Source organism: Psychromonas algarum, assembly GCF_004376845.1.
GTDB lineage: Bacteria > Pseudomonadota > Gammaproteobacteria > Enterobacterales > Psychromonadaceae > Psychromonas.
This window is the reverse complement of record NZ_SNUW01000018.1, coordinates 21,351-31,574: the sequence shown is the minus strand read 5'-3', so window position 1 is coordinate 31,574 and position 10,224 is coordinate 21,351. Positions and strand designations below refer to the sequence as shown.

Genomic DNA, 10,224 nt, shown 5'->3' with positions numbered 1-10,224 from the left:
CTGAGCGAATAATAACTATTAGATCACAGAGAGTCAGCTCAATCAAGGTTGTTTTTTGTACAATTAAAGGTAATTAGAAAAAACGCATAAAATGCGTTTTTGGGAGAAATTCTACAGCCTCAACGCCGCATTAAGCGGACTAAAATTGTGGGTTATACTGTGGAGCGAAGCGGAACGTAACCCACTGTTTTAGTTCCGTTTAAATGCCTTGTTAACCGTCTTTTGAACTGTATACAGTTGCAGCCATAACTGCTTCTAAACTGTAACGTCTATAAAACTTAACAAATCCAATGTAGAAAATATATGCAAGGCCACCAAATGCAAGCACATGTGACCAACCTATAGTCGACCCCTCTACAAACACGCATGAATAAAAAGCAGACCAAAATAGTAAAATAAAGACAAATGATACATTTCTAGTTAGACCATACAGTGCAACGTAGTTTTGAAGCTTAACTGAATGCCTTTCTGAATTTTCAAAAATAAAGTGGTACAAAAGACGTAAATAGTCTCCATCAATTCCTTTTTCTATATTCATACTTGATGTGTCAACACCAATATTATCTTTAAGTATTGTTGTGCATTTATCAAAAGTTGCATCACGTAAAGGCTTAGGTAATGACTTGGCTTGATTAAACATTTTAATATTACAACGATCTTTAAGTATTGTTTTCAAAAGTGAAATAGGGAATATTAATACCCACAAAACCCCACGACCAAAATTGCCAGTAGATGAATCACTTGATAGGTAAGGTTTTGGCTCTACATCAAATAAGAACTCGGATGGATAACCGTTCGAGTAATTCGTAAACGCTTCAATAATAGCCGAAGAACCAATTGCTAATGCATGACCGAGTAAATACGATCCGATTACAGCAGGAATAAAGCTGAGCAATTGACTAGAAGTGGAATTTTTAGACTCGCCTAAGCTCAAAACAGCTACTAAATTATCAACACCAAACACAAAAGTAAGTATGTATAGCAATACGGCTCCAGGTATCATATACCCAAGAAAATCATAGAACGAAAATGGATTTTGCTTCACAAATTGTACCTTTTAAAAATTGGACAGATGATTGACGGTTAACATCTTATTAGATAACAAAATGTCACCTTTCCCGCGGAAAGATGGCAAACGCACTACACTGTATAAATAAACATTGGTTTTGTTTGTAGAGGTATTTTATGAAATCACCATTTTTAATGGCCATTGCTGAAAATATGCGTATGAAAAATTATGCAGAAAAAACAATTAAAGCATATATTTATTGGATCACATCTTTTATATACTTCAATCAAAAAAAGCACCCTATTGAATGCCATAATCAGGATGTTGAGTCTTTTCTTTCATTTTTAGCTAACCAGCGAAATGTAGCGCCTAAAACACAATCATTAGCATTAAATGCACTGGTGTATCTGTATAAAGAGTTTTTAGATAACCCTTTAACATTAACACTCAAATTTAACCGCAGCCATATGCAACCTAAACTCCCTGTTGTTTTAAACTTAACAGAAACCGCATTATTACTAAAAAATATACCTGCACCACTCTCACTTCCTTGTAACATTCTATATGGTAGCGGTTTACGACTTATGGAAGTGTTAAGGCTACGAATACAAGATATTGATTTTGATTATTCATCACTTCAAATTTGGAATGGTAAAGGAGGGAAACATCGTAGAGTTACATTGGCAAAAGAATTATTAACTCCCTTAAGAGACCAAATCTCCAGTGTACGTTTGTATTACCAACAAGATGTTACAAACCCTTGCTACAATGGTGTTTATTTACCTTTTGCACTCGCTGCTAAATATCCGAGTGCGCCAAAAGAATTTGGCTGGCATTATTTGTTTCCATCATCAAAACTAAGTTTGGAACCAGGAACAAATAACTTAAGAAGGCATCATTTGCATGAAAGTAATTTGCAGCGAACCATCAAAAAGACAGCAAAAAAATTAAATTTTGATAAACGCGTAACGTGCCACACATTACGTCATTCATTCGCAACACACCTTTTACAAAGAGGTGCAGACATAAGAACAGTCCAAGAACAATTAGGACATTCAGATATCAGAACAACACAAATTTATACCCATGTATTACAAGCTGGAGCAAATGGCGTACGTAGCCCTTTCTCTGACTTACAAGCGATAAATGAATAATAACCCGTTATACAAAATGGCTCGCCGACGAAGTGAAACCACTTTTAATAAACTTCAAAAAGCCACTATGCATTACCACTTAGACCAGGGGAACGAGGAATAAGCCACCTCAAACCACCAACAAAAAAGGGAGACAACATCACTATTACTAGCAACATCATCTCCCTTCTATAAAGAGAAATTAAACTAAAAAAGGGTCATCCTTCTTTAGATTCTTCTTTTTTCTCTTTTGGTTTAACAACCGCAATATTCAATTCTGCTAGTGCAGCTGGATTAGCAAAACCTGGCGCATTGGTTAACGGACATGCCGCAGAAGCCGTTTTCGGGAAAGCAATCACTTCACGAATAGAGCTTGAACCTGTCATCAACATAACAATACGGTCTAAACCAAATGCCAGACCTGCATGTGGCGGAGCACCAAATTGTAATGCTTCTAGTAAGAAACCAAATTTATCTTGTGCTTCTTCATCTGAGATATTTAGAATACGGAAAATTGCAGCTTGCATATCTTGTTTATGAATACGAACCGAACCACCACCTAGCTCACAACCATTTAACACCATATCGTAAGCATCAGAAAGTGCACCAACTGGGCTCGCTTCTAATTCTTCCGGCGTCATATTTAATGGTGCGGTAAACGGGTGATGTATTGGCGTTAATGCGCCATCTTCTAATGGTTCAAACATTGGGAATTCAACAACCCAAAGTGGTTTCCATTCATCTTTAATTAAACCAAGATCTTCAGCAACTTTAAGGCGTAACGCTCCAATTGCTTCAGCTACAACATTTGCTTTATCAGCGCCAAACATAATAATGTCGCCATCTTGTGCATTAGTACGTTTTAATAACTCAGCAACAATCTCTTCATTTAAGAATTTAGCGATTGGAGACTGAACACCTTCAAGCCCTTTAGCCGCTTCATTCACTTTCATCCACGCTAAACCTTTAGCGCCATAGATAGTCACGAATTTACCGTACTCATCTATGTTTTTACGAGAAAGTTTTGCACCACCCGGTACACAGATAACAGCAACTCGGCTCGCTGCATCATTAGCAGGACCAGAGAACACGTTGAATTCTACTTCTTTTAATAGGTCAGCTACGTCAACTAATTCAAAATCAATACGTAGATCAGGTTTATCACTACCAAAACGACGCATTGCTTCTGCGTAAGTCATTTTAGGGAAGGTGCCTAAATCAACATCTAACATCTCTTTGAAAAGATTCACTACCATCTCTTCTGTTTTATCCATGACTTGTTCACCCGTCATGAATGATGTTTCAATATCTATTTGTGTAAATTCTGGTTGGCGATCAGCACGTAAATCTTCATCACGGAAACATTTTACGATTTGGTAGTATTTATCCAAACCAGACATCATCAACAGTTGTTTAAATAACTGTGGAGATTGTGGTAATGCAAAGAACTGACCTTTGTGTGTACGACTTGGTACTAAATAGTCACGCGCGCCTTCTGGTGTTGCTTTGGTTAAAATAGGTGTTTCAACATCTAGGAAGCCGTTGTCATCTAAGAAACGACGAACAAAGCTACTTACTTTAGAACGGAAGACCATACGCTCAGCCATTTCAGGACGACGTAAATCTAAGTAGCGGTAACGTAAACGTTGCTCTTCAGAGTTCTTTTGGTTGCTATCAAGTGGAGATGGCTCAGAACGATTTAAAACTTCAAGTTCAAGACCACGAATTTCAATGCCACCCGTTGTCATATCTTTATTTACTTGTCCTTCTGGACGAGCACGAACTTGACCTTTCATTTTGATACAAAACTCGTTACGCACAGAGGCTGCAACAGCTGTTGCTTCAGGTGTATCACCATCAAAAAATACTTGAACAATGCCTTCACGATCACGTAAATCTAGGAATGTTACACCACCTAAATCGCGTTGTTTGTTTATCCAACCTACTAACTCAACTTCTTGACCAATATTCTCTTCGGTCACTTCACCACAATACATAGTGCGCATCATCGATTCCTGTTTTAAATACGTTACAAAATAATTGAGCGTATTATAAAAGAAAACCACTGAGAGTCATACGCTTAAATAAAAAAATGACCCTGCAACACAATTTGAGTAAAATACGCCACCATACTTAATTAAAACCTTAAATAGCTAGGCATTCCTATGAGTCAAACCGATAATATTTTTAGCACTCCATTAGATAAAGTCGACAGCTTTAGATTTGACCAACAAGTTGTACAAGTCTTCCCTGATATGATCAAACGCTCTGTACCTGGTTATGAAAATATCATTAACAGTATTGCCATGATCACTCAACGTTGTGCGACTAACCATTCTAATTTATATGATTTAGGTTGTTCATTGGGTGCAGCAACATTATCTATGCGACGTGGGTTGATAACGAAAGAAGGTTGCCAAATTATTTCGGTCGATAATTCATCGGCAATGGTTGAATCTTGTAAACAGCATATTCATGCTTATAAATCAGACATTCCAGTGACAGTGTTACAAGATGATATCTGTAACGTCAAGATTGAAAACGCGTCAGTTGTTGTGCTTAATTTTACCTTGCAGTTTTTAACACCAGAAAAACGTCTGAGCTTATTAACTAATATATATAACGGTTTATTACCGGGAGGAGTGTTAGTACTTTCTGAAAAATTTATTTTTGAAGATACAACAAGCCACCAGCTATTAATTGATTTACATTTAGACTTTAAACGAAGCCAAGGTTATAGCGAATTGGAAATAAGCCAAAAACGATCTTCTCTAGATAACGTATTAATTTCAGATACGGTTGAAGAGCACTATCAACGCTTACAACAAGCAGGATTTAAACATAATGACCTGTGGTATCAGTGTTTTAATTTCGGCTCTATTATTAGTATCAAAGATTAGGCAAGCAGATGATTGATTTCAGTAACTTTTATAGCACCATCGCTAAAAACCGTTTAAACCATTGGTTATATACTTTACCTGCACAATTACATGAATGGGAAAATACACATGTTCATGGCACTTTAGCAAGTTGGAACCGTGTATTAGATAAATTTCCAACTATTACAACCAATAATCTCGAATTAAAAGATGAAGTTCGCATTGGTGATGGTACGGAATTATCAACAGGTGAAACAAAAAAATTAGAAAACCTACTACAAAAATTTCATCCGTGGCGTAAAGGCCCTTTCCATATTCACGGCATTCATATTGACACGGAATGGCGAAGTGATTGGAAGTGGGATCGAGTCTTACCACACATTAGTCCATTAAAATATCGTTACGTCTTAGATGTAGGCTGTGGCAGTGGTTATCACATGTGGCGCATGCGTGGTGAAGGCGCTGAGTTTGTTGTTGGCATTGACCCAAGTGAACTATTTTTATGCCAATTTGAGGCAATTCGTCACTTTGCAAACAAAGATCAAAACGTAAATTTATTACCATTAGGTATTCAAGAACTACCTAAATTAGAGGCCTTTGATACCGTCTTTTCAATGGGGGTTTTATATCATCGTAAATCTCCAATGGATCATATTACCCAACTACAAGATCAACTGGTTGAAGGTGGAGAATTAGTGCTTGAAACATTAGTCATCGAAGGCGGTAAAAATGACGTATTAGTGCCTCAAGACCGTTATGCTAAAATGCGTAACATTTGGTTTTTGCCAAGTGCAGAAGCACTTAGATTGTGGGTTGAGAAATGTGGATTTGAAGATGTTCGCATAGTAGATATCAATGACACATTAACAGGCGAACAACGTAGTACAGCCTGGATGACCAATGAATCATTAGAAGATTATTTAGATCCTAATGATCCAAGTAAAACAGTCGAAGGTCACCCTGCCCCTAAACGAGCGTTATTAATTGCCAAAAAAGCAATTAAACCACTCTGTTAAATAAATCAATGCTTATGCTTGATAGCATCCTTGCTCGCATAGGCATTCACTTAAATAATTAATATTGTATTCACAAAAGATATGACTTACTTTAAGAATTAACAACTCAGTAATAACTTAAAATAAACCATGAGGAGATAATTTAATATGAATAAACAACATTTCCTCAATCGTTTTATATTGCAACAAACAAGATCAACCATACTTTCTCCACACCTTTTATCGCAACAAAATAAAACATTCAAAAAAGCAGCTATTTTAATGCCAATAGTCCAGAGAGAGAGTGGCTTACAAATAATTTTGACTCAACGCGCATTACATCTAAAACATCATGCAGGGCAAGTGAGTTTTCCAGGGGGAAAATATGAACTGAGTGACAACTCTTTAGCACTTACCGCTTTACGTGAAACGGAAGAAGAGATCGGGATTGATAAGAATAAAATACAATTAATTGGAAATCTTTCTCCATTAATCACCACCACAGGTTATCACATCACCCCTTTTATTGGCTTTGTCGACAATGCTCATAAAATAGTAATTGATCAAGGGGAGGTAAAAGAATGCTTTGAAGTGCCTTTTTCATTTGCGCTCAACCGTAACAATTTTTCTAAACAGCATTTAATTGCAAATAGAAAACGTCACTTTACTTATTGTAGTGTTTACCAAAATCACCTCATTTGGGGAGCCACTGCACAGATGTTAATTAACTTACAACAACATCTACGTAGCTAATATCTGCATAACTAATATCTATATAACTAACTAGCATCAAGTAAGATAACTTTTCAACGTTTCATACTTTCAATAAGTAAAACTCTATAAATCAAATAAGTGCATTATCAATGAATAGCTAAATTAATGATTCAATTCGCATCAATAACAACATAAGATCAATAATTTAATAGCTATTTTTTCAAATCTCATTTAAAAATAGAATCATTATATTTCACCTGCGTATTTGCTAAAAGGAAGAACAAATATGGTTGAGCACATTACTGGTATGTTGGCATTAATTGGTGTTTTATCACTGCTATGTCAATGGATCGGCTGGAAGCTACATCTACCAGCAATTTTGCCTCTTTTATTATGTGGATTATTATTGGGTCCCGGTTTAGGGATTTTAAATCCCGATGCTCTTTTTGGTGATCTATTATTTCCTATCATTTCCTTAGGTGTTGCCATTATTCTTTTTGAAGGTGCGTTAACCCTTAATTTTAAAGAAATTAAAGAACATGGTCGTATGGTGTCACACCTTGTGACTATTGGAACATTTGTCACTTGGGCCTGTATTACGCCCGCTGCCCATTATATTTTAGGCTTTGATTGGTCTATTGCCATGTTATTAGGTGCTTTAGTGGTAGTAACTGGACCAACAGTCATTGTGCCAATGCTAAGAACAGTACAACCAAAATCTAATCTTTCTAGGATTTTACGTTGGGAAGGCATCGTGATTGATCCTATCGGCGCTTTGCTTGCGGTGTTGGTTTTTGAATATATTGCCGTTACAGCCGATCCAACATCACATGTATTACATGCGCTAGGTTTAACCTTAATACTTGGTTTTGGTTTAGGCGCAATTGTTGGGTATTTCACTGGCCTATCTATTAGAAAAAACCTATTTCCTCATTATTTACGTAATACAGCTGTGTTAACCATTATGTTAGGTGTATTTGTTGGCTCTAATATTATCCAAGAAGAGTCTGGTTTATTAACCGTCACTGTCATGGGAATTTGGTTAGCAAATATGCGCGGTGTTGATATTGCTGATATTTTAGAATTTAAAGAAACCTTAACCGTATTACTTATTTCTGCGCTGTTTATTTTATTAGCTGCACGACTTGATTCAACGGCAATGTTAGATCTTGGTTGGGGAGGAATAGGCGTATTATTAGTTGCTATGTTTATTGCTCGTCCTTTAAGCGTTTGGATCTCCGGCGTTGGTACACATTTATCTTCTCAAGAAAAATGGTTCCTCAGCTGGGTTGCCCCTAGAGGGATTGTTGCAGCCGCTATTTCATCTCTATTTGCTATTAAATTAGAAGCTGCCGGCATAGCAGGTGCAAGTTCTATTGTGCCATTAGTGTTCTTAATTATTATTGGCACAGTGGTTATCCAAAGCCTAACCGCTGGACCTTGGGCAAAATTTTTAGGTGTCAAAGAAGGCTCCAATCAAGGGTTATTAATTTTTGGAGCATCTATGTTTTCACGAGAACTTGCATCCATTTTAATATCCAAAAATATTAAGGTCGTCCTTGCAGACAATAACTGGGATAGCATTCGTAAAGCTAGAATGGTTAACATTCCAGTGTACTTTGGTAATCCAGCTTCAGAGCATGCAACAAACTATATGGACTTAAGTGGAATTGGAAGAGTATTAGTGATGTCACCCTACCGCCAATTAAATCCATTAGTTACCTTTCATTTCCAAGACTTACTTGGCCTTGAAAAAGTATATGGTTTGAATAATGTAGATAGTACAAGCGCTCGTCATCAATTATCAGAGTCCTACTTAAAACGTTTATGTTTGTTTGGAGAAAACATCTCTTATGCAAAATTAGCGAGTTTAATGGCAAAAGGGGGCGTTCTAAAAAGCACTAATATCACTGATAACTTCACTTTTGAACATTTTAAAAAGCGTTATGGTGAGACTGCAATGCCGTTAGTTTATATCACTAAAGAAGGTGAAGTTAACATCATGTCGGGTGCTAATAGCATTGATTTTTCTGACGGTATTGAGCTTATTAGTTTATTGCCTCAAGAAGCACAAGATCAAGCAGTGATACAAACTGCTATAGATGATGAAACAGAAAGATTAAATAAAATAGAAGCAGAAACAGCGGCAAAATTAATAGCTGAAAAACGACTTATTGAAGAAACTGCAGTAGTAGAGCAAAAAGCCATTGAAACAGCACAACGCAAAGAAGAACAAACCCAACAAGCGATTAAAGAAGCATTAATTCAACAAGAAATACAAAAAAACTCATAGATACAATGTAAGCTGCCACGTTTTTTCTTAAGTTGCAGCTTACATTTCAATAATAATAATTAACTTTTTAAGGCACTAAACGTCTTACAAATGGGATTTTCACTAATATCATGGTTAAAAACAATGAGACCGCTAAAGTAAGCACAGTAATCATTGGAATAGCGATCCAATTACTACCAAACCATGTATAGAAACCATTGTCTAACTCTCGAATTGGGATCAGTAACAAAGGATGAATCAAATAGATCCCTAAACTGTAAGTCGAAATAATAGTCACTAAAGAGCGTAATTTTCCTTGTATTTTATCCGCATAAGTTTGTGCAACAACAAATAACATCCCAGCAATAATGGCTGTATTTAACGTTTTATAGCCCATAAAAAATGCATTATATTCACCTGTTTCAATTGCTAATTGCCATGAACCCAAGAAATTAAAAGCCATCATAAATAGACCAGCAGTTACCCAAGCTTTTAACTGTGGACGATTATCTCGATTGAACAGATACCAGCCTAATACTAAATATCCGCTATAAAGAATTAAATTTTGTTGTAAAAAGCTCTCAACTTTTAACCAATACATTAAAAATAAAACAGTCCAAGCAAATAATGCCAACTTAATATATTCAGGAGATGCTTTCTTCAAGATAGGAATTAAAAAGGGAATAACAAAATAGAGAGGAATAAAATCATAAAAAAACCATAAGTGATACCAAACAGGTTTATTAGGTGAATTTTCTAACATATGTAATGCCGTCGCCCCAACCCAATGTCCTGTGAAAACTTCATTTACCATAAAACCAGCAACTAAAGCATAAATAACCGTCCACCCAATAAAAGGTATCGCTACTTTGCTTAATCGTTTTGATAAATAATACTCACATTGAAAAGCTTTTTCTGTAGATAAAAGCAAAGCACCACTAATTAACATAAATACGGGAACAGCCCAGCGCGTTAGACTATTAATACCAGTTGCTGCTAACCAATCACTCGTAGGTATTTCTCCATATAAATAACGAAAAGGCCCCAACACATGAATGCTAATAACAGCAATAGCAGCAATAAAACGTAAAAAATCGATATAAAAAATTGATTGACGTGTAACCTTCATTTTAATGACCTACATCCGTTTAATTAAAAATAAAAAAACCATATATTACAAACACTTGAAATTATTCAAAACAAAAAACATAAAATAAAAATC

The 10,224-nt window shown here is 36.0% G+C and carries 8 protein-coding genes; 5 read left to right on the top strand and 3 right to left on the bottom strand.

The window, feature by feature from the left end:
• Positions 1-211: 211 nt before the first annotated feature.
• Complete coding sequence (locus E2R68_RS13225) at positions 212-1,045, bottom strand: hypothetical protein (RefSeq protein ID WP_134278153.1); 834 nt, start codon at positions 1,043-1,045, stop codon at positions 212-214.
• 140 nt (positions 1,046-1,185) lie between these two features.
• Between E2R68_RS13225 and E2R68_RS13220 the strand changes: the two genes are divergently transcribed.
• Positions 1,186-2,163 carry an integron integrase gene (locus tag E2R68_RS13220; RefSeq protein WP_134278152.1) on the top strand — a complete coding sequence of 326 codons (978 nt, stop codon included), beginning with the start codon at positions 1,186-1,188 and terminating at the stop codon, positions 2,161-2,163.
• Positions 2,164-2,360: 197 nt separating this feature from the next.
• Here E2R68_RS13220 and aspS read toward each other — a convergent pair whose 3' ends face one another.
• A complete protein-coding gene (aspS, locus tag E2R68_RS13215) occupies positions 2,361-4,148 on the bottom strand; it encodes an aspartate--tRNA ligase (protein ID WP_134278151.1) in 1,788 nt (595 codons plus the stop codon).
• A 159-nt stretch (positions 4,149-4,307) separates the two neighbouring features.
• Between aspS and cmoA the strand changes: the two genes are divergently transcribed.
• The 4 genes from cmoA (at position 4,308) to E2R68_RS13195 (ending at position 9,023) form a co-directional block, all read left to right on the top strand.
• Positions 4,308-5,042 carry a carboxy-S-adenosyl-L-methionine synthase CmoA gene (cmoA, locus tag E2R68_RS13210; RefSeq protein WP_134278150.1) on the top strand — a complete coding sequence of 245 codons (735 nt, stop codon included), beginning with the start codon at positions 4,308-4,310 and terminating at the stop codon, positions 5,040-5,042.
• An 8-nt stretch (positions 5,043-5,050) separates the two neighbouring features.
• The gene (cmoB, locus tag E2R68_RS13205) at positions 5,051-6,037 is read left to right on the top strand and encodes a tRNA 5-methoxyuridine(34)/uridine 5-oxyacetic acid(34) synthase CmoB (RefSeq protein ID WP_134278149.1); all 987 of its coding nucleotides are present in this window, start codon (positions 5,051-5,053) and stop codon (positions 6,035-6,037) included.
• Positions 6,038-6,184: 147 nt separating this feature from the next.
• Positions 6,185-6,769, top strand: a complete 585-nt coding sequence (locus E2R68_RS13200) for a CoA pyrophosphatase (protein WP_134278148.1) — start codon at positions 6,185-6,187, stop codon at positions 6,767-6,769.
• Positions 6,770-7,016: 247 nt separating this feature from the next.
• Positions 7,017-9,023, top strand: a complete 2,007-nt coding sequence (locus tag E2R68_RS13195; protein ID WP_134278147.1) for a cation:proton antiporter domain-containing protein — start codon at positions 7,017-7,019, stop codon at positions 9,021-9,023.
• A 67-nt stretch (positions 9,024-9,090) separates the two neighbouring features.
• On the opposite strand, the gene E2R68_RS13190 is transcribed toward E2R68_RS13195, so the two are convergent.
• Positions 9,091-10,131: an acyltransferase gene (locus tag E2R68_RS13190; protein ID WP_134278146.1), complete on the bottom strand. Its 1,041-nt coding sequence runs from the start codon at positions 10,129-10,131 to the stop codon at positions 9,091-9,093.
• Positions 10,132-10,224: the final 93 nt, after the last annotated feature.